Genomic DNA, 23,344 nt, shown 5'->3' on the forward strand with positions numbered 1-23,344 from the left:
TCCGTCCTAAAAACCTCGTGCGTGTACCACCGGATGACCTTAACGGCGGTGGTAGTTGGGCGCCTCGACCGTCATCTGAATGTCGTGCGGGTGGCTCTCCTGCAGCCCGGCCGAGGTGATCGGCATGAGCTGGGCCTCGTGCAGCTCACGGACCGTGCGCGACCCGGTGTACCACATCGCCTGGCGCAGCCCGCCGACGAGCTGGTGCGCCACGGCCGCGACGGGGCCGCGGTAGGGCACCTGGCCCTCGACGCCCTCGGGGATCAGCTTGTCCTCGCCGGTCACGTCGTTCTGGGAGTAGCGGTCCTTGCTGAAGGAGCCGCCGCGCTCGCGGTTGCGCATCGCGCCCAGCGAGCCCATGCCGCGGTAGGACTTGAACTGCTTGCCGTTGATGAAGATCAGCTCGCCGGGCGACTCCTCGCAGCCGGCCAGCAGGCTGCCGAGCATCACGGTGTCGGCGCCCGCGGCCAGGGCCTTGGCGATGTCGCCGGAGTACTGCAGGCCGCCGTCGCCGATGACCGGCACCCCGGCGGGCCCGCACGCCAGCGACGCCTCGTGGATCGCGGTCACCTGGGGCGCGCCGACGCCGGCCACGACCCGGGTGGTGCAGATCGAGCCCGGCCCCACGCCCACCTTGACCGCGTCGGCCCCGGCCTCGATCAGCGCCTGGGCGCCGGCCCGGGTGGCGACGTTGCCGCCGATGACGTCGACCTTGCCGTTGGCCTTGATCTTGGCGACCATGTCGCACACGCCGCGCGAGTGGCCGTGGGCGGTGTCCACGACGATCACGTCGGCGCCGGCCTCGATCAGCGCCATCGCGCGCTTCTCGGCGTCGCCCGCGACCCCGACGGCCGCGCCGACGACGAGCCGCCCGTCGGCGTCCTTGGTGGCCAGCGGATACTGCTCGCTCTTGGTGAAGTCCTTGACCGTGATCAGGCCGCGCAGCCGGCCGCCCTCGTCGACCAGCGGCAGCTTCTCGACCTTGTTGCTGCGCAGCAGCGCGAACGCCTCGTCTCTGCCGACCCCGACCGGCGCGGTGACCAGCGGCATCGGGGTCATGACCTCGCGTACCGGGCGGCTGTGGTCGGTCTCGAAGCGCATGTCGCGGTTGGTGACGATGCCGACCAGCACGCCGGAGCCGTCGGTGACCGGGACGCCGGAGATGCGGTAGGTCGCGCACAGGTTCTCGACGTCGGCGAGCGTGTCGTCGGGCGAGCAGGTGACCGGGTTGGTGACCATGCCGGCCTCGGAGCGCTTGACCAGGTCGACCTGCTGGGCCTGCTCCTCGACCGACAGGTTGCGGTGCAGGATGCCGATGCCGCCCTGGCGGGCCATGGCCACGGCCATGCGCGCCTCGGTCACCGTGTCCATCGCCGCCGAGACCAGCGGGATGCGCAGGGTGATCGAGGTGGACAGCCTGGTGGACGTGTCGGCGTCACCGGGCAGCAGGTCGCTGTACGCCGGAACGAGCAATACGTCGTCGAACGTGAGACCTGTCTCGGTGAACTTGGCCATGCTGGAACCCCTCTGCCGCGGCGCGCTTGTTGGTGGGGAAAGGCATCGGCCCCCTGTGCAAGTTTAGTGCCCCCACATCGATGGCCGCCCGCGACATGGGCGAACGCCCCCGGGGAGGTGGCGAACGCCACCGCGGGGAGGCGGGCGAACACCCCTTCCGGGGAGGTGGGTGAACGCCCCTCCGGGGAGGTGAGCGAACGCCCCTTCGGGAGGCGGGCGAACGCCCCCCGGGGAGACGGGCGAACGCCCCCCGGGGAGACGGGCGAATGCCTCTTCGGGGAGGTGGGTGAGCGGCCGAAGGGGTGGGCCCGCGGCCCGGGGGCGACGATCCCCACGAACCGCCGTCCGCGCCTCCGCGGGCCCACGCGCAAAAGCCGGGGGATCGGACGGTCGGTGATTCCGTCCGATCCCCCGGCCATCGGCACCATGACGGCGTCCGCGCCACCGGATCCCCCTCCGTCTCCTGGCGGCGTGCGGGCGGGTCATGAGCGATGCCGACGCTGTGTCAAGCGTGCGTCACCCGTTGTCCGGCCGCAATGTGAGAACGTGCAATTGCACGAAGTTGCATTCAGGACCGGCGAGTCACGGCAAGGCCCGGACAATCACGGCCTCCCGAGTTATTCTCGCGACACGTCATGTCATCTCAGGAGCCCCCGCCGATGCGCAATGACTCCCACACTGTGCCGGATTCGCTGGAAAGCCTGGGCCTCACTCCCGCGCAGACGACGCTCTACACCGCGCTGCTCCGGCTGCACCGCGCCTCCCTCGCGGAGCTGGCCGAGGCCGTGGACCGGCCCGAGGAGCCGCTCGGCCACCAGCTCGCCGCGCTGGTCCGGCTGGGCGTGGTGGACCAGCAGTCCGGGGAGTACTTCGCCCGCCATCCGGCCGGGGCGCTGGGGCGGCTGATCGCCGAGCGGCTCGACCGGCTGGCGGAGGAGAGCCGGCGCATCGACTCCGCGCTCGGCTCGATCCGCACCCTGATGCGCGACTACGACGCCGGCCACGACTACCGGCGCGGCCCGTTCCCGGTCGAGCTGGTCAGCGGCGCCGACGAGCTGTACGAGAGCGTGGTCGGCATGGCGGTCAACGCTCCCCCGCTCGAACTGCTCACCGCCATTCCCGACCAGCGCACGGTGGCCGACTTCGCCCGCAAGTACGCCGACCAGTGGATCGACGCCCACCGCCACGGCCTGCTGTCGCTGCGCGCGCTGCTGCCCGTCGGCTCGCTCACCGTGAGCGGGCTGCGCGAGAAGCTGCGGATGCTCACCGAGGCGGGCGCGCGGGTGCGCACCCTGGACCGGGTGCCGAGCTGGTTCTTCACCGCGGGCCAGGACGCGGCCGGGCTGCCGGCGCAGTGGGGCGGCAATCTGCCCGAGAACGCCTACAACTACTACTACGTGCGCGCGCCGATCGTCGTGGGCGTGCTCAGGTCGTTGTTCGGCGAACTTTGGGCGCGGGCCGAGCCGCTGCCGTGGGCCGAGGCCGCCGACGGCGCGATCCAGGTGCTCCGGCTGGCGGCGCAGGGCCTGCCGGACGAGACCATAGCCCGGCACCTGGGCGTCTCCGTGCGTACGGTGCGCGCGCGGTTCGCCGAGGCGATGGCCGACCTCGGTGCGCAGTCACGCTTCCACGCCGGTGTGGAGGCCGCGCGGCGCGGCTGGCTCGACGACGGCAAACCGTAGTCTCGTCATGGCGCCGCCCACCGAGCGCGAGCGGGGAGCACCCTATAGGCTCTGTCCCCATAGTCGTTGACAAGGTGGGATGTGTGGAAGATCTGCCCCGCGACCCGTTCGCGGACGATCCAGAAGACCCGGCGGAGGCCCTGGGCCGGCTCGACGACAGCGAGCCGCTGACCCCGGCCGAGCGTGACGAGGCCATCACCGACCTCGCCGACGTCGAGGTGTTCCGCTCCCTGCTGGAGCCGCAGGGAGTGCTCGGGCTTGTGCTCGACTGCCCTGAATGCGGCGAACAGCACTACTTCGACTGGGAACTGCTGCGGGGCAACCTCCGCCAGATGATCGACAACGGCCAGCCGCAGGTGCACGAGCCCGCGTTCCAGCCCGACCCGGCCAACTACGTGAGCTGGGAGTACGCCCGCGGCTACGTCGATGGGGTCATCGACACCGAAGAGCGCCGCTGACCGGCGTCGTCGCGCCTGTCGTCCACGTCGTCGATCAGCGCGGCGAGCAGGCGTACGGCCGGGTCGCCCGCGTCGCCCGGCACACCCTCACGGCGCGCCAGCGCCTCGACGATCGCATCGGTGACGAGCACCAGCGAGGGGTCATCGAGCCCGGGACCATCCAGCCCGGGACGATCCAGCCCAGGACAATCCAGCCCGGGACCGTCCTGCCCGGAACGATCCAGCCCGGGACCGTCCAGCCCTGAGCCGTCGTGCTCCGGCTCCCACCCTCGCACGCGTCTTCGCGCCGGCCCCTCGGGCCCGACGTCGGTCAAGCTATCGACTCCAGCTCGGCCATCGCGCGCAGCCTGGCCAGCGCCCTGTGCTGGGCCACTCGAACAGCACCTGGTGACATGCCCAGTACATTACCGGTCTCCTCGGCCGACAATCCCGACACCACCCGGAGAATGATCAGCTCCCGCTGGTTGTCGGGCAGCCGCGACAGCAGCCTGCGCGCGTGCTCGGCCTCGATGTAGCGCACCACGGTCTCCTCCGGGCCGGGGCCCTCGTCGGGCCCGTCGGGGAGGTCCTGGGTGGGCACGGCGGAGCGTACGGAGCTGCGCAGGGCGTCGGCGACCTTGTGCGAGGCGATCCCGAACACGAAGGACGCGAAGGGCCTGCCCATGTCGCGATAGCGCGGCAGCGCCGACAGGACGGCTATGCACACTTCCTGCGCCACGTCATCGGCAATGTGATACTGACCCGAAACTCGGCCTAGTCGGGCGCGGCAATAACGCACCACCATCGGGCGCAACTGCCCGAGCAGACTTTCGATCGCACGGCGATCTCCCTGAACGGCCAGGCTCGTCAGTTCCCTGAGGTCGGACTCATCCGATCTCGTCGCAAGCCTTACCCCACCTATGGCGTCGGCGACGCGTCCCTCGGTCACGTTAGGCATGATGCCCGCACTGATCGAGCCTGTCGTCATAGCGAACGGCTACGGATTGGTCACATTGAGGGGACGATAACGGGGGGTAATCGAATGGCAACTCTAAGGATTATGCCGTGTGAAATATTTCATGGCATTACGTAATTTGCCGCTTATTGTCATGGGTCCGCGACGCTTTGGGCCCTGTCCAGGTTTACGGCAAATCTCCGGTTCCTCCGCCCGGCTCCCGAGGCCGCCCTCAGCGTACGACCCGGCGCGGCGGGGCGCCACAGGCCCCGGCCGGGCGCTGCAGAGCCGCGGCGGGGCACTACAGGGCTCAGGAGCGCGGCGGGGCGCCGTGGGGGCGGGCGGAAGCGCCCTGGACACGCGAACGGCCCGCGTCCTCTCGGGGGAGGGGACACGGGCCGTACGCGCGAGGTCCGCCGTGACGCCGTGCGTCAGGGCGCGAGGGGCGGTCAGTGACCGTGGCCGTGACCGTGACCGGCGCCGCCGGCCGCGGGGGCCTCCTCCTCGGGCTTGTCCACGACCAGGGCCTCGGTGGTGAGCAGCATGCCGGCGATGGACGCGGCGTTCTGCACCGCCGAGCGGGTGACCTTGACCGGGTCGATGACGCCCTGGCCGAGCAGGTCGCCGTACTCGCCGGTCGCGGCGTTGAGGCCGTGGCCCGCGGGCAGCTCGGAGACCTTGGCGGTCACGACGTAGCCCTCAAGGCCGGCGTTCTCGGCGATCCAGCGGGCCGGCTCGACGAGCGCGCGGCGCACGATGGAGACGCCGGTGGCCTCGTCGCCGCTCAGGCCGAGGTCGTCGAGCTCCTTGGACACGTGCACGAGCGCGGAGCCACCGCCGGAGACGATGCCCTCCTCGATCGCGGCGCGGGTCGCGGAGATCGCGTCCTCAAGGCGGTGCTTCTTCTCCTTGAGCTCGACCTCGGTGGCCGCGCCCACGCGGAGCACGCACACGCCGCCCGACAGCTTGGCCAGGCGCTCCTGCAGCTTCTCGCGGTCCCAGTCGGAGTCGCTCTGCTCGATGGCGAGCTTGATCTCGCGGACTCGGTCCTCGATGGCCTTGGCGTCGCCGGCGCCGTCGACGATCGTCGAGTCGTCCTTGGTGACGACGACCCGGCGGGCGGTGCCCAGCACCTCCAGGCCGACGTGCTCCAGCTTGAGGCCGACCTCCTCGCTGACGACCTGGCCGCCGGTGAGGATGGCCATGTCCTGCAGCATCGCCTTGCGGCGGTCGCCGAAGCCGGGGGCCTTGACGGCGACGGAGGTGAAGGTGCCGCGGATCTTGTTGGTGACGAGCACCGCCAGGGCCTCGCCCTCGACGTCCTCGGCGACCACGAACAGCGGCTTCTTGGTGGCGGCGACCTTCTCCAGCAGCGGCAGGAAGTCCGCGATGGAGGAGATCTTGCCCTGGTGCAGGAGGATGTAGGCGTCCTCCAGGACGGCCTCCATCCGCTCCTGGTCGGTCACCATGTACGGCGACAGGTAGCCCTTGTCGAACTGGAGACCCTCGGTGAACTCCAGCTCCAGGCCCATGGCGTTGGACTCTTCGACGGTGATCACGCCGTCCTTGCCCACCCGGTCGAACGCCTCGGCGATCAGCTCGCCGATCTTCGCGTCCTGCGCCGAGATGGTGGCGACGTTGGCGATCTCCTTCTTGTCCTCGACCGCGCGGGCGGTCTCAAGGAGCTTGTCGCTGACGGCCTTGGCGGCGAGGTCGATGCCGCGCTTGAGCGCCAGCGGCTGCGCGCCGGCGGCGACGTTGCGCAGGCCCTCGCGGACCATCGCCTGGGCGAGCACGGTCGCGGTGGTGGTGCCGTCGCCCGCGACGTCGTTGGTCTTGGTGGCCACTTCCTTGGCGAGCTGGGCGCCGAGGTTCTCGTACGGCTCCTCCAGCTCGACCTCACGGGCGATGGTGACGCCGTCGTTCGTGATGGTCGGGGCACCGAACTTCTTGTCGATGACCACGTTGCGCCCGCGCGGGCCGATGGTCACCTTCACTGCGTCGGCGAGGGCGTTGACGCCGCGCTCCAGCGCGCGCCTCGCGTCCTCCTCGAACTCCAGGATCTTCGGCATGAAAGGCACTCCTCCTTGAGCGCATCAAAGCCCCGGGACTTCACCTGAAGCGCCCGGGGCCCGATACGTCATCTGCTTGGTAAGTCCCGCTGGTGGGGTGCTTACTTCTCGATGATGGCGAGCACGTCACGGGCGGAGAGCACGAGGTACTCCTCGCCGCCGTACTTCACCTCGGTGCCGCCGTACTTGCTGTAGAGAACGATGTCCCCCTCGGCGACGTCGAGCGGAATGCGCTTCTCGCCGTCCTCGTCCCAGTTGCCCGGCCCCACGGCGAGGACCTTGCCCTCCTGGGGCTTCTCCTTGGCGGTGTCCGGGATCACCAGACCGGACGCGGTCGTCTGCTCCGCCTCCAGCGGCTGAACCACGATGCGGTCGCCAAGCGGCTTAACGGGAACCTTGGTGGCGGTCGTCACGATCGGACCTCCCCTTCAGATTTGTGATGTAGAGCTGAAGAGGCGACCAGCGGCCTGCCGTCGCGGGTGTCAGACCTGCCTCGTCGCTGTTGGCACTCTCGATGGGAGAGTGCCAACACGAAACAGTATGCAAGGGTGCGCGAGTCGTCAACACGAACCGCCCGCAGGTCAGCACTGGTCCGGTACGCCCTGAGGGGAATCCGGCGAACGGCCCGGATCCACGCGCGCGGGGCCGATGCCCCCTGCCCGGAGACGCCGACGAGGGCCGGCGCATACTGCACCGGCCCTCGTGCCAAGGGCGTCCCCGCCGATCACGGGCGCGCGCCCGCCGGATGACACCCCTTGTGGCGCCGCTGGTCGTTAGTTCTGCCGCGCGCTGATGCTGCAGTCCACCGGGTCGCGGTGCACGATGGATATCGGGGCGAGCGGGATGAGCGTCACCAGGACGTCGCCGATCGCGTGGTTGCCGCAGACGATCACGTTGCCGGACTGCTCCGCGACGTCCACGTCGCGGGGCGGCCAGGGGGCCGCGGCCTGGGCCGGCCCGGCGAACGCGAAGCCGGCGAACGCCGCCGCCGCGACTCCGCCGAGTACGAGCTTCTTGAGCATAATCAGTCTCCCCGATCGATCTCGGTTCGAGAATCAGCCCGAACCACCTGAACGCCGTTTCCGGCAGGCAGCAGACCGATCCATCCGGCGAGCATCGAATCAATGGCTCGCCCGTTTGCTTCTGGAAGTGACGCGTCTTCGGGGCCGCGCCACCCGGCCCCGGCGACTGCTGTCGGAAATCGAAAGACCGCGGGTCACGCTCCCCGCCGGGACGGAGACGTACCGTGAAACGGGCGTCGCGGCCTTTTCCCGCCACCGGTCCTTCCGCCTCGCGGTCGAGGCGGCGCGGAACCCGTGAAAAGGCTCCTCGCCCCGGTCGTCACCGCCCGAATTCCCACGGCCTCCGGTGACCGGCCTGCCCGCTCCGGGCGAGCGGGCAGGCGGCCGGCCGGCTAGTTCTGGATGACGCGGACGCCGCAGTCCACGCCGTCGCGGTCCGCCTGAGTCACCGGGGTGAGCGGGACGAGGAGGATGAGGATGTCACCGATGGCCTGGTTGCCGCAGACGATGGTGTTCCCCGACTGCTCCGAGACGTTGACGTCGCCCCCACCCGGCCACGGCGCGTCGGCCTGCGCGGGAGTGGTGAGACCCAGGCCCGCGAAGGCGGCCAGGGCGGCCCCGCCGAGCACGAGTTTCTTGAGCATGGCTATCTCCTGATCGATCTCGGTGTGAAAATCGGGCCCGAACCCAGTTGAAGCCGAGCCGATAGACAGTAGACCGAGTCGAGAAACGAATATCAAGCGACGATGCACCCGTAGCTGTAAAATAACGTCTATGCGTTGTAACTTGTTTTTGACACTCCAAGAGAGCCGCGAACCGGATCGCCAGGCGAAATGACCCCATCAATTCGGGCAACATAGAAGAAGTGGGCACCGCGACCTTTTCGCCGCGATGCCCACTTCGCCTATTGTTCCGGCAATTGCCGGACGCTTCCCCCGAAAGAGGCCCATCCGTGCGCAAGCCGACGCCCGCCCCGGCGGGCAGCGGACTCAGTTCCGCTGGTGCACCGTGATGCTGCAGTCCACCGGCTGGCGGCTGGCGGTGGTGACGGGAGCGAGGTTGAGCAGGGTGACCACGATGTCGCCGATGGCGTGGTTGCCACAGACGATGACGTTGCCCGACTGCTCGGCGACGTTGACGTCGTTCTCGTTCCTCGGCGGGGGCGCGTCCGCGAGGGCCGGAGCGGCCAGGCCCACACCGGCGAACGCCGCCATCGCGACACCTCCCAGCACGAACTTCTTGAGCATATCAATCTCCTGATCGAATCAGATTTTCCGCCCGAACCACCCGATGGCCGGGCAGAAAGTAAGTAGACCCAGCCGGGGTTGCGCATAGCAAGGCGACAGCGCGTGGCATAACGTAAAGAATCATCAAGCCTCTGCACGGTCCCGATCCCAGCATGCGAAAGGGCGGACACCGCGACTGTCGCCGCAGATGTCCGCCCCTTGCCTGCTATCCCCCCAAATTCGACATAACCCCTTTCGGGCTATGATTCCGAATTCTCAGGCGATTCCCACACCCTCCGGCGACCCTCTCGACGGCGCCGGCCGTACAGTCCGGCCGACATAGCCGCCGGAAGGGTCCCCATGGTGGTGCTGTCAGTTGTTGTTCTGCACGGCCTTGATGCTGCAGTCCACCGGCTCGCGGTCGGCGCTCGTGACCGGGTTGAGGTTGAGGAGGACGACGGTGATGTCGCCGATGGCCTTGTTGCCACAGACGGTCACGTTGTCAGACTGCTTGGAGACGTTGATGTTGTTCTCGTTCCCCGGCCAGGGCGTGTCCGCCAGGGCCGGAGTGACAAGGCCCAGACCGGCGAACGCCGAGACCGCGGCACCGCCCAGCACGAGCTTCTTGAGCATTGAAAACTCCCGATGCGATTGAGGATTCGGCTCGAACCACCTGAAGGCCGAGCAGAAACCCAGTAGACCCAGGCCGGGCTCGAATCGCAAGGAGACACCGCCGTACGACACCGTAAATAAAGGCCCAATGGTGTGCACGGAGCACCCAAAAGGGGATTTCCCCCCAACCCGGTTCGCCGGGAAAGGGACCGTCAATCACGCCCCGCATAATCCCCAAAAAAGGAGGGGCGCCGCGGCTTTCGCCACGGCGCCCATCGGTCGGCGGGGCCGTCTACGGCGGCCGAACGGCTCACCGCCGATCCACGGACGCGAGCGAACCTTTCCCGGCACCGCCTCGCGTGCTCACGGGCGAAGGCCGACCACGGTCGGGGCGGTCGCATCGTCCCCGCCCTGACCGTGGAGACCCGTCACACCCGCGCGCACCCACAGCGTCGCGAAGGTTTCGCCGTCCGAGCTCAGTCGTTGTCGTTGTTCTGGGTGACCTTGTTGCCGCAGTCGGTGTCCTTGTCGCTGTTGCCAGTCGACGGCGAAAGCGTCAGGACGTTGACGGCGACGTAGTCGATGAGCGAGTTACCACAGACGTTGGCCGAGTCGCCGATCACCGAGCTGTTGGTCTGGTTGGTGTTGCTCGGCCACGGGTCGCGCCCGCCCGCCTGCGCCGGGCCGGCCAGGACCAGACCGGAGAATCCCGCAACCACCGCGCCGACGGCGAGGACCTTCTTAAGCATCTCTATCTCCTGCTGTTTCGTCTTCGATGGTGACAGCCCACACCCGATGAAGTCTGGGCTATTCCTAGTAGACACCGCGCATCCCGACATTAGCAAGCGAATAGCCGTAAAGAAAAACCAATAGCGGGAGGGGCGGACAATGGCTCTCGAATACGACATTTGGAGCAGGCATACAAGGGCAAACCGGACACGGAGTCGCCGAATCTCCCGGGGGGATAAACCATCCCATGGAGGGTTGTAAATCGTCGAACCACCCCTAAACACAAAAAGCCGCGACTGACGTCGCGGCGACCAAAAAGACGAATATGCGGATTCGATGAAATGGCTGCGGAGTGAGCCCTCTCCCCTCCGCCGACCGGTCAGCGGGAGAAAGCGGCGACGGGACGTCCCCGGTGGCGCGACCCGGATGGGGCCCGGTCAGGGAGCGCCCGGACAATGGCGGGGCCTACCGCGGAGGGAGATGAGCGTGCCGCGTAGCGGCGGGCGGGCCCGGAGCCGAGAGGACAGGGCGTCCTGGTTCGGGGGAGCCGCGATGCCGGACGCGTGCGTCCCCCGCCGGCGCCGGTCCACGCGACGGCAACCCTGTGCCGTCGCCGGTCCACACGACGGCAACCCTGTGCCGGCGCCGGCGCGGCGCGTGCGTCCCCACCGACCACACGACCACGCCACACGAACCCCGCGCCCACGCCACGCCCGACGCCCGCATCCCCACCGACCACACGACCACGCCACACGAACCCCGCGCCCACGCCACGCCCGACGCGCGCATCCCCACCGACCGCAGGACCAGGCGATGGGAACCCCGTGCCCGTGTCGCACGACTCTCGATGGTGGTCTCTCGCCGACCGGCCCCCCATGGGTGGGACGGTTGGCGGCACCGGCAGGTGATCCGGCGATCGGCGATCGGGCGATTGGGCACGGCCCTCGCCGATCCCGTTCTCGGCCCGGTCCCTCCCCCGATCAGGCGGGATGAAGTGGAAACGGTGCGATGATCGGCCATCGGCCGCCGCGGGCTGAGGCCCCCGGGGAAAAGCCCACGGGATGTGCGTCGCCGGGTGGCCGGGTGTCCCGTGCACAGGTGAGGGCGGAATGGCGGTTCGGGGCGGTGTGCGAGGCCGGGGAGGGGGGCGAAGAACGCGTACCGCCGTAATGTGCGGCGAGGACCGCACATGCGCCTTCGCCCCTGCCACCGGCCGGAAGGACCGGCGCCGCCGCACCGGTCCTTCCTCGAACTCCGGTCAGTCGGCGTAGTTCCGGGACTTGTCGTCGTGCTTGTCCCAGGACTTGTCGTCGTGCTTGTCCCGGGACTTGTCGCCGTGCTCGTTCCAGGACTTGTCGTTGTCCTTGTTCCAGGACTCCTCGTTCCAGGACTCCTTGTTGTCCTTGTTCCAGGACTCCTCGTTGTCCTTGTTGTAGGACTCCTCGTTCCAGGACTCCTTGTTGCCCTTGTTGAGGGACTCCTCGTTGAAGGACAGCTTGTTGTCGTCGTTGAACGACTCCTTGCTGTCCTTGTTCAGCGACTCCTCGTTGAAGGAGAGCTTGTTGTCCTCGTTGTAGGACTGCGTGTTGTACGCGTCCTTGTAGTACGAGTTCTTGTTGCCCTTCTTCGACTCGTCCTTGTGGAAGGACTTCTTGTTGTAGGCGTCGTCGTAGTAGGAGTCCTCGTTGTAGGCGTCCTTGTTGTAGGCGTCGTCGTTCAGCGAGGACTTGTTGTGCGACTTGTCGGTGTTGTACGCGTCAATGTCGTCGTTGTAGGACTTCTTGTTGAAGGAGTGCTTGTTCAGCGAGTCCTTGTTGAACGACTCCTTGTTGAAGGACTCCTTGTTGAAGGAGTCCTCATTGTAGACGACGGTAACGCACTTGTTGTCCTGCTTGTCGCCGTCCTTCGGCTTGAGGATGCCCTCGAACTCCAGGCCCACGAAGGCGGGAGTGCTGTCGTTCGTGGCGCCGCAGAAGTGGACGTGGTAAGTCTTGTCCGGAGCACTCGCGTGCTTCTTGGGCTCGGGCTTCGGTTCGGCATAGGCCTGGGCGGCGCAGGCGACGCCGAGAACGGCGGAAACCGCGCCGGCGACTGCCAGCTTCTTAATCATGGTTATATGACTCCACAGCTCATGCTGGTCGGGCGGGGAATGATCGCGGTATTCATTCCGGATCATCGGCCCGCCGAATTACTTCCGGGGTCATCAATACCGCTCGCGCCGACTTGATAAACAGCCGCGGCGTTTGTCCGATCATGGGGCATTGCCGGGCGTTTACGTCATCGCTGCCGTGACGTCAGGGAAGAATCATCACTTGCCAGCAAAAGAGCGCCAATTTCCGATTTGGGAGCTATGTCCGGCTACTCTCCCGCGTGAGGCCGCCCCGTGGGCCGTCCGGATGGTGACAGCGACTGCCGCGATAGCGTCGAGGGCATGAACCTTGACGGATTTCTGGAGCTTCTGACATCCCCCGGGCAGCTAGCGTTGGCCCGGGCCGAGGAACTCACGTCGAGGCACACCCCCGTGACTGCGGCGAGCCTGCTGCGCCGTGACCACTCCGCCGAGCTGGTCTCGGCGGCGCTGACGCAGGCCCAGTTGCGCGCGCGGGCGGCCGTCAAGTTCGGCGCCGCCGCCGCCCGCATGTACTTCACCCCCGACGGCCTGGAACAGGCCACCCGCGCCGAGGTCGCCGCCCACCGCGCCCGCAGGCTGGCCGGGGCCGCGGGCGCAAGTGGAGCCGGGGGCCGAGGGCGCGTGGCCGACCTGTGCTGCGGCATCGGAGGCGATCTGCTGGCGCTGGCCGCGGCCGGGTGCGCGGTGGAGGGGTTCGAGCGCGACGAGCTGACCGCCGCCGTCGCCCGCGCCAACATCGAGGCGCTGGGCCTGTCCGGCGCGGCCACCGTACGTACGGCCGGCGCGGCGGAGGCCGACCCGGGCCGCTACGACGCCGTCTTCATCGACCCGGCGCGGCGCACCTCCGCGCGGCGGGTGTTCGACCCCATGGCCTACTCGCCCCCCTGGCCCGAGGTGATGGAGATCGCGGCGGCGGCGCCGGCCGCCTGCGTCAAGGCCGCCCCCGGGCTGCCGTACGAGTTCGTGCCCGAGGGCGCCGAGGTCGAGTGGGTGTCGTACCGGGGCGAGGTGAAGGAGGCGGCGATCTGGCTGGGCGCCGCCGTTCCGGAGCACGCGCCCGAGGCGGGGACCGGCGGGTTCCTGCGCCGGGCCACGTTGCAGCCCTCCGGCGTGACTCTGACGGGCGGCGGCGAGCCGCGGCAGGCCGAGCGGGGACCGGCCGGCAGGTATCTGTACGAGCCCGACGGCGCCGCGATCCGCGCCCATCTGGTGGCCGAGGTGGCCGACATCGTACGGGGGCGGCTGCTCGACCCGCACATCGCCTACATAACCGGAGATGAGCCCGTATCCACGCCATGGGCATCCTGCTATGAAATATTGGAGATGATGCCTTTTTCCGGGAAAAGGCTCCGAGCCGCGCTCCGCGAACGCAACGTCGGCACCGTCACCATCAAGAAGCGCGGCTCCGCCGTGGACATCGAACGCCTGCGCCGCGACCTGCGCCTTTCCGGCGACGAATCGCTCGTCGTGGTCCTCACCCGGATCGACGACAAGCCGTACGCGCTGCTGTGCGCCCCGGTCGTGCCCGCGAATGCCACCGCCAATTAGGACAATTCCCTGGCAATCAGCACCTTTTTCAGTACCGCGGTAATGCCGAGTACCCACCCACTAAAGTGCTGACCCACGACGCCATCCGTCACCGAGGGCGGCCCCTGCTGTCCGGCCGCCCCGCCAGCCGAGGAGCTTCCGGTGGACCACTCCAACCACACCCTGCTCCAGTCGGGGAGCCCCAACGGCGCGATCTCCGACCGCATGCGCGAGCTGCTCGCGCGTGCCGCGCAGGACCACGTCTACGAGCAGCGCACCCAGGGCGCCGTGCTCGACGAGATCAGGCAGCGGCTGGAGGGCATGGAGTGGCTGCTGCGCGAGCTGCGCGAACGCGAGCTTGGCGGCCTGGGCGGCATGCTCGAATCCGTCAGCGGCCGAATCGACGGCCTGGCCAGCCGCCCGCCGTCCTGGGCCGAGGGGCTGGCCCAGCACGTCGAGGCCGTGCGCGACCACGTGGACGCCGTGGGCGACCGGGTCGGCATGGTCGGCGACCGGGTGGGCGCGGTCGGCGAGCAGGTCAAGCCGCTCGCCGAGCTGCCCAGCCTGTGGGCCGACATCGGCACGGTCGGCGAGACCATGGAACACGCCCTGTCCCGGCTCCAGGCCGTCGCAGAGACCACCCAGGCCATCTCCCAGGGCATGGGCGACTTCGCCGGCCGCCTCGGCCGCCTGCAGAACAGCATGGAGGCCGCGGCCACCCGCTTCACCCGGCTCGACAAGTCGCTGGCCGACCTGAGCGCCCGCACCGAGCAGGTGGAGACCGGCCTGCGCGAGCTGTCCGGGCGGGTCGAGACCGGCATGCGCGACCTGGCGGGCGAGGTCGAGACCGGCATGCGCGGCCTGGCCGGGGGCGTCGAGGCCACGGTGCGCGACCTGTCCGGCCGGATGGAGACCGATCTGCGCGAGCTGTCCGGACGGGTGGAGACGGGCCTGGGCGACCTGGGCGAGGCGACCGGCCGGATGGAGACCGGTCTGCGCGAGCTGTCCGGACGGACCGAGAGCGGCCTGAGCGAGCTGAGCGGGCGGGTCGAGAGCGGTCTGAGCGCGCTGTCCGGACGGGTCGAGAACGGTCTGAGCGCCCTGTCCGGGCGGGTCGAGGACGGCCTGGGCGACCTGGGCGAGGTGACCGGGCGGGTCGAGAGCGGCATGCGTGAGATGTCCGCGCAGGCCGCGTCCGCCGCCGAGGCCGCCCAGACCCGCCTGGCCCGGCTCGACGACCGCACCGAGCAGGCCGCCGCCCGCCTGCAGGCGCTCGACGGCGGTCTGACCGCGGTGGCCGAGCAGGTCACCGCGCTCGACTCCCGGGTCGGCGGCGTGGAGGGCCGCGTCGTGGAGGTCTGCGACCGCCACGACGCCCGCTTCGACACGATCGACGCCCAGCTCGCCGCCCTCTCCTCCCGGGCCGAGGCCGCGACCGAGCACCTGGAGGCGGTCGATGACCGGGTGGAGGCCGTCAACCAGCGGGTCGGCCAGCTCCCGGCCACGCTGAACATCCGCGAACGGGTGAGCGAGCTGCTCGCCAGCCAGACCGACGACCACGTCAAGCGCTTCGACGCCCTGGCCGAGGCCGCCCGCACCCTCACCGAGGCCGTGCACGACCGCCCCGACCGCGAGCAGCTCGCCAAGGCCCTCAGCGAGATCGTCGATCCGGCCCACGCCGACATCAGCCGCCGCCTGAGCGCCCTGGAGGAGACCATGCTCGCCCTGGCCGAGGCCCTGCTGCGCCCCTCCCGCCCCGCCTCCAAGGACTGACCCCGCGTCCTTTGCACGCGCAAGGAACGCGGGCCGGCCGCGTCACGACAGCTCGCCGGGCGACACCCGGGCATGGCCCGCCTGACCTGGACCGGCCGGGGCGGCGGGCCGCGGTGAGCGCCCGCGAGGCCCGCGTTCCCGGCCGGTGGCGAGGCCGTGCGGGATAGCCTGGGCCACGACGTGGAGATCGTCGTGAGGTGACGGGGTGAGTCGGTGGCGGACCCTCGGGTGGTGGGCTTGGACAGTCCAGGACACATCGGTGAGCATCGGGTCATGCGGCTGCTCGGCGAGGGCGGGCAGGGCGCGGTCTACCTGGCGGAGCCGCCCGCCGGGGGACGGGTGGCGATCAAGGTGCTGCACGCGCGGCTCGCCGCCGACCCGGAGATCCGGCGCCGGTTCCTGCGCGAGGCGGAGGTCGCCGCCAGTGTCGCGCCGTTCTGCACGGCGCGGGTGATCGGCACCGGGATGCTGGACGGGCGGCCGTACATCGTCAGCGAGTACGTCCCCGGCCCCTCGCTGGCCGACCTGGTACGCGACGACGGGCCGCGCAGCGGGGGCGGGCTGGACCGGTTGGCCATCAGCAGCCTGACCGCGCTGGCCTCGATCCACCGCGCCGGGATCGTGCACCGCGACTTCAAGCCGGGCAACGTGATCCTCGGCCCCGAGGGCCCGGTCGTGATCGACTTCGGCATCGCCCGCACGCTCGACGCGATGACCACGACCAACCACGTGACCGGCACCCCGGCGTACATGTCGCCGGAACAGCTCAGCGACCAGCCGCTCACGCCCGCCTCGGACATGTTCTCCTGGGCGGGCACGATGGTGTTCGCGGCGACCGGGCGCACGGCCTTCCCCGGCGGCACCATCCCGGCGGTCCTGCACAACGTCCTGCACGGCGAGCCCGACCTGTCCGGGGTGCCGGAGCCGCTGCGCGCGATGGTGGCGGCCTGCCTGGCCAAGAACCCCGCCGACCGGCCGAGCGCCGAGCGCCTGCTGCGCGACCTCACCTCCGGCGGCGGCGTCGTGCCCCCCGGCGCCCCGGCCGAGCGTACGCTCGTGGACATGGCGCCGCCCGCCCTGTCGGCCGCGCCGACCGCGCCCTCGGCCGCGAACGCGGCGATCCCGCCGTTGAACGGGGCGACGCCGCGGCCCCGGCGCTCACGCGGGCCGCTGCTCGCGGCCGGGGCCGTGCTGGTCGCGCTGGCCGTGGCCGTGGGCGTGGGCGTGCTGCTCGTGCCGTCCTGGCTCGCCGGAGACGCGGGCAGCGGCGAGAAGGCCCAGGCCGGCCCGTCCGCCGTGGCCCCGCTGGTGATCGGCGACAAGGCGTACCCGGCGGTCGGCGCGGCCGACGGCTTCGACGGGCCCGCCGGGGCCGGCTACGACGGCTACCAGCCCTTCGCCGGCGAGGCGCTGCCGGTGGTCAAGTCCGGCGGCGGCAGGCTCACCGGCGAGGGCACCGCGCCGTTCTACGGCTGGTTCGCCCTGCCCGCCGCGCCGTCCTCCGGCGACGCGGTCAGCCTGATCACCGTGGGCGGGTTCGCGGGCGCCGGCGAGGCGGAGGACAGCGTGTTCGCCGGCCTCGTCAAGGACCAGAACAACTACATCGGCGCCTGGTACAACAACACCCGCAAGGAGATCGGCATCGACGTGCGGGTCAACGGCGAGTTCCGCCACACCGCCAACAGCGCCGCCCTGTCGCTCGCGCCCGGAGACCGCCTCGCCCTGGTGCTGTCGGGCGGCACCACGGTCACCTCGTACGCCGAGACCGGCGGGTCGTGGCGGCGCCTGACCACGGTCGGCCTCGGCGACCTGCTGGCCACGCCGCAGGAGCGGGCGCTGTGGCGGCACGGGTTCGCCCTGCGCGCCACGACCGGCACGATCGCCCTCGACTCCGCCGAGGGGCGCGGCGCCGCCGGGTGATCCTCAGACGTTCACGGTCGTGATCGGCATGGAGGAGTCGGCGGGCAGGTCGTGCGCCGAGGGCGACACCCCGGCCGCCAGCAGGTCGGCGCCGAGCGCCGCCACCATCGCGCCGTTGTCGGTGCACAGGCCGGGCCGGGGCACGCGCAGCCGTACGCCCGCCGCGTCGCACCGCTCCTGCGCGAGCGCGCGCAGCCGGGAGTTGGCGGCCACACCGCCGCCGATGAGCAGGTCGTGCACGTCGTAGCGGCGGCAGGCGTCCAGGGCCTTGCGGGTCAGCACGTCCACCACAGCCTCCTGGAAGGACGCCGCGACGTCGGGCACGTGGATCGTCTCACCCGCCGCCCGCTTCGCCTCGACCCAGCGGGCCACGGCGGTCTTCAGGCCGGAGAAGGAGAAGTCGAGCGTGCCGTCGTCGTACTTGCCGCGGGGGAAGGCCACGGCGGTGCCGGAGCCCTCGCGGGCGGCGCGGTCGATGTGCGGGCCGCCGGGGAACGGCAGGCCGAGCACCCGGGCCACCTTGTCGAACGCCTCGCCCGCCGCGTCGTCCACGGTGGAGCCGAGCGAGATCACCTCGCGGGCGACGTCGGGCACGAGCAGCAGCGAGGAGTGCCCGCCGGAGACCAGCAGGGCGATGCACGGCCTCGGCAGCGGGCCGTGCTCCAGCTCGTCCACCGCGACGTGCGCGGCGAGGTGGTTCACGCCGTAGAGCGGGACGCCAAGCCCCAGCGCGTACGCCTTGGCCGCCGCGACGCCGACCAGCAGCGCGCCCGCGAGCCCGGGGCCGGCGGTGACGGCGACGGCGTCGATGTCGCCGAACTTCAGCCCCGCCTGCTCCAGCGCCCGCTCCACGGTGGGCGTCATCGCCTCCAGATGGGCCCGCGAGGCGACCTCGGGCACGACGCCGCCGAACCGGGCGTGCTCGTCCACGCTGGACGCGATGGCGTTGGCCAGCAGCGTGTGACCGCGCACGATGCCGACGCCGGTCTCGTCGCAGGAGGTCTCGATGCCGAGCACCAGGGGTTCGTCAGTCATGGAGCTTCCTCACCATCGTGATCGCGTCGGTGCCGTCCTCGTAGTAGCGGCGGCGTACGCCGATCTGCTCAAAGCCGAAGTGCTCATAGACGCCGCGGGCGACCGGGTTGTCGGCGCGCACCTCAAGGAAGACCGAGTGGGCGCCGCGGCGTCCGGCCTCGGCGAGCAGCTCGGCCAGCATCATGCCGCCGATGCCGGTGCCCCGGTGCTCCGGGAGCACCGCGATGGTCTGCACGTCGGCCTGGTCGCCGGCCGCCGCCAGCCCGGCGTAGCCCACGATCTCGCCGCCGACCAGCGCCACGACGTAGTGCCTGGTGCGCGGCTGGTCGCTCAGCTCGCCGCGGAGCATGCCCTCGCTCCACGCGTCGGCCGGGAAGCAGGTGCGCTCGATCGCGAGCGCGGCCGGCAGGTCGTCCATGGTCATGCCGCGCAGGACCGCCGCGGCCCTGGGCCTGCCCGGGTCGCGCGCCTGGGGCGGTGGTGTCACGCCGTCACCTTCTTGGGCGCGCCGGGCTCGCGGGCGTCGGGACGGCGCAGGTAGATCGGCCGCGGTGGCTCCAGCCCGGCCCCGGCGGCCAGCCGCTCGGCGGCGAGGGCGGCCAGGGCGCCGGCGTACGGGTACTCCGGCGCGCCGGGCACGATGCGCGCCTCGCCGACCACCTCGGCGTACATGCGCGCGCCCGCGCCCACCAGCGGCAGGTCGGCCGGGAGGTCCTGCGGCTTGGCCACGAACGGGCCCTCGTCGCGGGTGCGCGCGTCGGAGTAGCGCGCCCAGAAGACCTCCTTGCGCCGCGCGTCGGTGGCGGCCACGAAGGGCGTGCCCAGGTCCGGGTTCGCGGTGGCGGCGGCGTAGGCGAGCGCGTCGAGCGTGCACACCGAGTACGCCGGCACGCCGAGCGTGGTGGCCAGCGCCTGGGCGGTCATCAGCCCGACGCGCAGCCCGGTGTAGGGGCCGGGGCCCGCTCCGGCGACGACCGCGGTGACCTCGCGCAGCGACGCGCCCGCGTCGCGCACCACCGCCTCGACCTGGGGCACCAGCAGCTCGCCGTGGCGGCGGGCGTCGATCGTGGTCGACTCGGCGAGAACCCGCTCACCGTCGTGCAGCGCGGCGGTGACGGCGGGGGTCGCGGTATCAAAGGCCAGGACCAGCACGAACGTCAAGCGTAGCCGCTTCGGCTCACCGCCCGCGCCGACGGCGGCCAAGGGAGCCGCACGGCGGCACGATTTCCGCCGCCTTGACGCGTGCTCGTCGTGCCGAAGCCGGCATCGGGGACGTCAGTGGCGCAGCAGCGTCAGGCTCGTCTCACCGTCGCCGACGGTGAGCCGGGCTCGGCCACCAGCAGTGCGCTGTGCGAATCCGCCAGCCAGTGGCCGATCCTCACCACCACCTCGTCCGCCCGCGCCGGATACCCCAACTGCCCGAGCAGAACAGCGATCCGCGGCGCGTCACCGACCTCGGCCTGCCTGATCACGGTAGTCATGCCAGGCAGTCTGTCACCGCACGAGGTGTCAGGCGTGGCGGGTGGGGGCCACCAGCGAGGCGTAGACGATCACGTTGTCGCGGTACTCGTGTTCCTTCCAGTCGAAGGCGCCGCCGCAGGTCACCAGCTTCAGCCCGTCCTCCACGTACACGCGGCGCGCCGGGAAGCTGTCCTTGTGCACCTGCTCCACCGCGTCGACCTGGTACTCGGCCACCTTGCCGTCGCTGCGCTCGACGAGGATCTTCTGCCCCTTGCGGAGCTGGCGCAGCTTGTAGAACACCGCGGGCGCGGTCTTGGTGTCCACGTGGCCGATGATCACCGACGCGCCGCCGTCGCCGGGCACCGCGCTGTGCTCGAACCACCCGGCGGTGGACGGCTTGTCGTACGGCGGGAGCTCCACCTCGCCGTCGTCGGTCATGCCCAGCTTCATCAGCGGCGCGTCCAGGTCGAGCGCGGGGATGTCGAGGCTGCGCGGCACGACGGAGGAGCGCTCCGGCTCGGCGGTCTCCTCGTCCTTCTCGCCCGGCCTGAACGCGAACAGGACGAGCCCGGTGATCACGCCGGCCGCGACGATCCTGGTCCAGCGGGTGGATTCTGCCATGTGCCGAGATTTCGGTTACGTACGGGTCCGGTGGGCTACGAGCGGCGGCGGCGCACGGCGAGGGCCACGCCGCCCCCGAGGGCCAGCAGCAGCACCAGCCCCGTGGTGCCGATGGGCAGCCCCGACTCCTCCTCCGGCCCGCCCGCGGCCGTCCCGCCGCCACCGGCGCGCGGCGCCCGGGTGGGCACGACGGTCGAGGCCGCCACGATCCGCAGCCTCGCCCGCCCGGTGTCGTTGGTGCCCTCGCACGTGACGTTCACGTCGTACGTCCCCGCCCGCGCGGTACGCCGCACGGTGGCCTCGCCGCGCACCCAGGGCAGCGGCGAGGGCGTCCCGGTGGGGTTCGGCGAGGCGGTGGACACGTTGGGCGGCAGCGGGTCCAGCGTCACGGCCCGGGTGAACGCGTTGGACCGCGCCGTACCGCTGAGGCTGGGCCCGTTGGTCGGCACCGGGCAGTTGGCCAGCACCCACACCGACGTGCTCTCACCCGCGGTCACCCGCTCGGGATCCAGCGTCACCTTGATCGCCTGCCGCCCCGGCACGGACGCGGTGGTCCCGGGAGACGCGGTGGCCGTGGGAGTCGGCGTGGCCTCGGGCGGTGTGGTGTTGGCCTCCGCCGAGCAACTCGCCACCCCGAACACGACGATGGCCCCCAGGGCCGCGACATGCCTCACCCTTGACACCGCGCGCTCCACTTCGCCGTCCGACCCCGATCGCTTCTCACCAGATACCCAGAAAAATCTGGCCAACCCGCCCCAAAGCGATCTTCAGCCTCGATGATCTATACCAAGTAGGACTGACGTCAAGCGTGCCAGCATCACCCCCACCCCGGCACGAGAAACCTCCAACCCGTGGCCAAGCGGATATATCACGACCGTCACAGCACCACCACGAACCCCAAGCGACGCCCTGGCGCCCGCTCGGCATGGGTGGCGGCGACCGCCCACGGGCCCCGGCCCGTGCCGCGTTGCGGGCCTGCCGGGGCCGACGCCGGCGCCGTCTCCCCTGGCCCGCGTCGGCCGGTCTGGGGTGGGTCAGGACGAGGGGGTGGTCCAGCGGGGGCCGGTGGACTGGATGTGGATGTGGCGGACGTCGGTGGTGTCGTCGCGGGTGATGGTGATCTCCAGGCGGTCCTCGCTCAGGCCCTCGACCAGGCCCTCGCCCCACTCCACGACCGTGACGGAGTCCTCGATGGAGGCGTCCAGGTCCAGGTCGTCGATCTCCAGGGTGCCGCCCAGGCGGTAGGCGTCGGCGTGGACGAGGGCCGGGCCGCCGGTCAGGGACGGGTGGACGCGGGCGATGACGAAGGTGGGCGAGGTGATGGGGCCGCGGACCTTCAGGCCGTCGGCGATGCCCTGTACGAGGGTGGTCTTGCCGGCGCCGAGGGGGCCCGAGAGCACCACGAGGTCGCCTGGGCGCAGCAGCCCGGCCAGTTCGGCGCCCACCGCGCGGGTCTCCTCGGCGGTGGCCGCGGTACGGTCGATCTTCACGTTCCCCCCGGTGGTCACTGGGTGCGTTGTCCTCCCATGATGCCCGCGGCGCGCTTGAGGAGGTCGTGCAACGCGTCGTTCACCACGCCCGGGCGCTCCAGGTGCACCAGGTGGGAGGTGCCCGGGATCTCGGTGAACTGGGCGGCGGGGAGGGTGGCGGCGATGGCGCGGCTGTGGTCGGGCGGGGTCAGCCAGTCCTTGTCGCCGACGATGATCGCGGTGGGCAGGCCGTCGAGCACGCCGAGGGCGGTCAGCTTGTCGTGCGACATCAGCGCCGGGTAGAAGTTGGCGATCACCTCGGTGGGCGTGGAGCGGATCATGGACTCCACGAAGTCCACCACGGTCGGGCTGATGTTCTTGGAGTCGCCGAAGCCGAACAGCCGGATCGCCAGGAAGGCGACGTCGTTGCCGGCCTGCCGGCCGCGGTCGATGAGGGCGCCGCGGCGCCCGAGGGCGGAGACGGTGACCGGGGCCACCTTGTGCACCGCCTTGGAGACCACCGCGGGCAGGCCCAGGGTGAGCTCGGCGAGCTTGCCGGCCGAGGTGGAGATCAGGCCGACGCCGCGTACGCGCTCGCCGAACAGCTCGGGGTGACGGTCGGCCAGCGCCATGATGGTCATGCCGCCCATGGAGTGGCCGACCAGCACGCACGGGCCGGGCACGTACGCGTCGAGCAGCTCGGCCAGGTCGTCGCCGAGCCGGTCGATGGTGCAGTCGGCGGCCGGGGTGCGCTGCGACCTGCCGTGGGAACGCTGGTCCCACAGCACCAGCCGGTAGGAGTCGCGCAGGTCGCGCCGCTGGTAGTGCCAGGAGTCGAGGTTGAGCGTGTAGCCGTGGCACAGCACCACGGTCAGCGGCGCCTCCTCCGGCCCGTCGATCTCGACGTGCAGGGCCACGCCGTCGGAGGTGGTGTAGGTCTCCTCGTGGCCGTGCAGTTCGCCGAACGGCTCGCTCGCCTCCGGGTCGGGGCCCAGGCGGATGCGCCCGACCGCGTAGCGCTTGGCGAGCGCGGCGGCGGCCACGCCCGCGGAAGCGGCGCCGACGAGCGCGCTCGCGACCCCGATCCTGCGCCGAATTCTCATTCCCCGGCCTCCTCGCGACGTCGGAGCGACCGGCACCGGTATCGCCGGGATCGC

24 protein-coding genes are annotated in these 23,344 nt (G+C 70.7%); 5 read left to right on the forward strand and 19 right to left on the reverse strand.

Annotated elements, in window-relative coordinates; translation table 11 throughout:
• Window positions 1–39: 39 nt before the first annotated feature.
• Complete coding sequence (gene guaB / locus HNP84_RS44820; RefSeq protein ID WP_185056208.1) at window positions 40–1,515, reverse strand: IMP dehydrogenase; 1,476 nt, start codon at window positions 1,513–1,515, stop codon at window positions 40–42.
• A gap of 659 nt (window positions 1,516–2,174) precedes the next feature.
• On the opposite strand from guaB, the gene HNP84_RS44825 reads away from it, so the two are divergent.
• Both HNP84_RS44825 and HNP84_RS44830 read left to right on the forward strand, forming a co-directional pair.
• On the forward strand, window positions 2,175–3,197 hold the full coding sequence (locus tag HNP84_RS44825; RefSeq protein WP_185056209.1) for a helix-turn-helix transcriptional regulator: 1,023 nt from the start codon (window positions 2,175–2,177) through the stop codon (window positions 3,195–3,197).
• Window positions 3,198–3,280: 83 nt separating this feature from the next.
• On the forward strand, window positions 3,281–3,655 hold the full coding sequence (locus HNP84_RS44830; protein WP_185056210.1) for a DUF5319 domain-containing protein: 375 nt from the start codon (window positions 3,281–3,283) through the stop codon (window positions 3,653–3,655).
• Here the strand turns inward: HNP84_RS44830 and HNP84_RS44835 are convergent.
• The 10 genes from HNP84_RS44835 to HNP84_RS44880 form a co-directional block, all read right to left on the reverse strand.
• A complete protein-coding gene (locus tag HNP84_RS44835; protein ID WP_185056211.1) occupies window positions 3,616–3,969 on the reverse strand; it encodes a hypothetical protein in 354 nt (117 codons plus the stop codon). The genes HNP84_RS44830 and HNP84_RS44835 overlap by 40 nt on opposite strands.
• Window positions 3,966–4,592 carry a sigma-70 family RNA polymerase sigma factor gene (locus HNP84_RS44840; protein WP_185056299.1) on the reverse strand — a complete coding sequence of 209 codons (627 nt, stop codon included), beginning with the start codon at window positions 4,590–4,592 and terminating at the stop codon, window positions 3,966–3,968. The genes HNP84_RS44835 and HNP84_RS44840 overlap by 4 nt, the downstream gene beginning before the upstream one ends.
• A gap of 446 nt (window positions 4,593–5,038) precedes the next feature.
• Complete coding sequence (gene groL / locus HNP84_RS44845) at window positions 5,039–6,661, reverse strand: chaperonin GroEL (RefSeq protein ID WP_185056212.1); 1,623 nt, start codon at window positions 6,659–6,661, stop codon at window positions 5,039–5,041.
• A gap of 101 nt (window positions 6,662–6,762) precedes the next feature.
• Window positions 6,763–7,074: a co-chaperone GroES gene (groES, locus tag HNP84_RS44850; RefSeq protein WP_185056213.1), complete on the reverse strand. Its 312-nt coding sequence runs from the start codon at window positions 7,072–7,074 to the stop codon at window positions 6,763–6,765.
• Window positions 7,075–7,434: 360 nt separating this feature from the next.
• Window positions 7,435–7,683: a hypothetical protein gene (locus tag HNP84_RS44855; RefSeq protein WP_185056214.1), complete on the reverse strand. Its 249-nt coding sequence runs from the start codon at window positions 7,681–7,683 to the stop codon at window positions 7,435–7,437.
• 392 nt (window positions 7,684–8,075) lie between these two features.
• On the reverse strand, window positions 8,076–8,327 hold the full coding sequence (locus HNP84_RS44860; protein ID WP_185056215.1) for a hypothetical protein: 252 nt from the start codon (window positions 8,325–8,327) through the stop codon (window positions 8,076–8,078).
• Between the two features lie 345 nt (window positions 8,328–8,672).
• Window positions 8,673–8,930: a hypothetical protein gene (locus tag HNP84_RS44865; RefSeq protein WP_185056216.1), complete on the reverse strand. Its 258-nt coding sequence runs from the start codon at window positions 8,928–8,930 to the stop codon at window positions 8,673–8,675.
• A gap of 351 nt (window positions 8,931–9,281) precedes the next feature.
• On the reverse strand, window positions 9,282–9,542 hold the full coding sequence (locus HNP84_RS44870) for a hypothetical protein (protein ID WP_185056217.1): 261 nt from the start codon (window positions 9,540–9,542) through the stop codon (window positions 9,282–9,284).
• 455 nt (window positions 9,543–9,997) lie between these two features.
• Window positions 9,998–10,270, reverse strand: coding sequence for a hypothetical protein (locus HNP84_RS44875; RefSeq protein WP_185056218.1), 273 nt, complete (start codon window positions 10,268–10,270; stop codon window positions 9,998–10,000).
• 1,238 nt (window positions 10,271–11,508) lie between these two features.
• The gene (locus HNP84_RS44880; RefSeq protein WP_185056219.1) at window positions 11,509–12,360 is read right to left on the reverse strand and encodes a hypothetical protein; all 852 of its coding nucleotides are present in this window, start codon (window positions 12,358–12,360) and stop codon (window positions 11,509–11,511) included.
• Window positions 12,361–12,681: 321 nt separating this feature from the next.
• On the opposite strand from HNP84_RS44880, the gene HNP84_RS44885 reads away from it, so the two are divergent.
• The 3 genes from HNP84_RS44885 (at window position 12,682) to HNP84_RS44895 (ending at window position 17,601) form a co-directional block, all read left to right on the forward strand.
• Window positions 12,682–13,929: a THUMP-like domain-containing protein gene (locus HNP84_RS44885; RefSeq protein ID WP_185056220.1), complete on the forward strand. Its 1,248-nt coding sequence runs from the start codon at window positions 12,682–12,684 to the stop codon at window positions 13,927–13,929.
• Window positions 13,930–14,070: 141 nt separating this feature from the next.
• Complete coding sequence (locus HNP84_RS44890) at window positions 14,071–15,681, forward strand: coiled-coil domain-containing protein (RefSeq protein WP_185056221.1); 1,611 nt, start codon at window positions 14,071–14,073, stop codon at window positions 15,679–15,681.
• Window positions 15,682–15,954: 273 nt separating this feature from the next.
• Window positions 15,955–17,601: a serine/threonine-protein kinase gene (locus HNP84_RS44895; RefSeq protein ID WP_185056222.1), complete on the forward strand. Its 1,647-nt coding sequence runs from the start codon at window positions 15,955–15,957 to the stop codon at window positions 17,599–17,601.
• A gap of 3 nt (window positions 17,602–17,604) precedes the next feature.
• Here HNP84_RS44895 and tsaD read toward each other — a convergent pair whose 3' ends face one another.
• From tsaD to HNP84_RS44935, 8 genes are all read right to left on the reverse strand, one after another.
• A complete protein-coding gene (gene tsaD, locus HNP84_RS44900; protein ID WP_185056223.1) occupies window positions 17,605–18,636 on the reverse strand; it encodes a tRNA (adenosine(37)-N6)-threonylcarbamoyltransferase complex transferase subunit TsaD in 1,032 nt (343 codons plus the stop codon).
• Window positions 18,629–19,060, reverse strand: a complete 432-nt coding sequence (gene rimI / locus HNP84_RS44905) for a ribosomal protein S18-alanine N-acetyltransferase (RefSeq protein WP_185056300.1) — start codon at window positions 19,058–19,060, stop codon at window positions 18,629–18,631. Before rimI ends, tsaD begins: the two co-directional genes overlap by 8 nt.
• A 59-nt stretch (window positions 19,061–19,119) precedes the next feature.
• Complete coding sequence (gene tsaB, locus HNP84_RS44910; RefSeq protein ID WP_185056301.1) at window positions 19,120–19,788, reverse strand: tRNA (adenosine(37)-N6)-threonylcarbamoyltransferase complex dimerization subunit type 1 TsaB; 669 nt, start codon at window positions 19,786–19,788, stop codon at window positions 19,120–19,122.
• A gap of 140 nt (window positions 19,789–19,928) precedes the next feature.
• Window positions 19,929–20,117 (reverse strand): hypothetical protein, encoded by a 189-nt coding sequence (locus HNP84_RS44915; protein WP_185056224.1) that lies wholly within the window; start codon window positions 20,115–20,117, stop codon window positions 19,929–19,931.
• 28 nt (window positions 20,118–20,145) lie between these two features.
• On the reverse strand, window positions 20,146–20,718 hold the full coding sequence (locus HNP84_RS44920) for a class F sortase (RefSeq protein ID WP_185056225.1): 573 nt from the start codon (window positions 20,716–20,718) through the stop codon (window positions 20,146–20,148).
• A gap of 35 nt (window positions 20,719–20,753) precedes the next feature.
• Entirely contained in the window at window positions 20,754–21,401 is a 648-nt protein-coding gene (locus HNP84_RS44925; RefSeq protein WP_185056226.1) for a hypothetical protein, read from the reverse strand.
• 351 nt (window positions 21,402–21,752) lie between these two features.
• Window positions 21,753–22,226 (reverse strand): tRNA (adenosine(37)-N6)-threonylcarbamoyltransferase complex ATPase subunit type 1 TsaE, encoded by a 474-nt coding sequence (gene tsaE / locus HNP84_RS44930; protein ID WP_312927119.1) that lies wholly within the window; start codon window positions 22,224–22,226, stop codon window positions 21,753–21,755.
• Window positions 22,223–23,290 carry an alpha/beta fold hydrolase gene (locus HNP84_RS44935; protein ID WP_185056227.1) on the reverse strand — a complete coding sequence of 356 codons (1,068 nt, stop codon included), beginning with the start codon at window positions 23,288–23,290 and terminating at the stop codon, window positions 22,223–22,225. Before HNP84_RS44935 ends, tsaE begins: the two co-directional genes overlap by 4 nt.
• Between the last annotated feature and the right edge of the window lie 54 nt (window positions 23,291–23,344).

The sequence above is a fragment of the Thermocatellispora tengchongensis genome, from assembly GCF_014202315.1.
Taxonomy (GTDB): domain Bacteria; phylum Actinomycetota; class Actinomycetes; order Streptosporangiales; family Streptosporangiaceae; genus Thermocatellispora; species Thermocatellispora tengchongensis.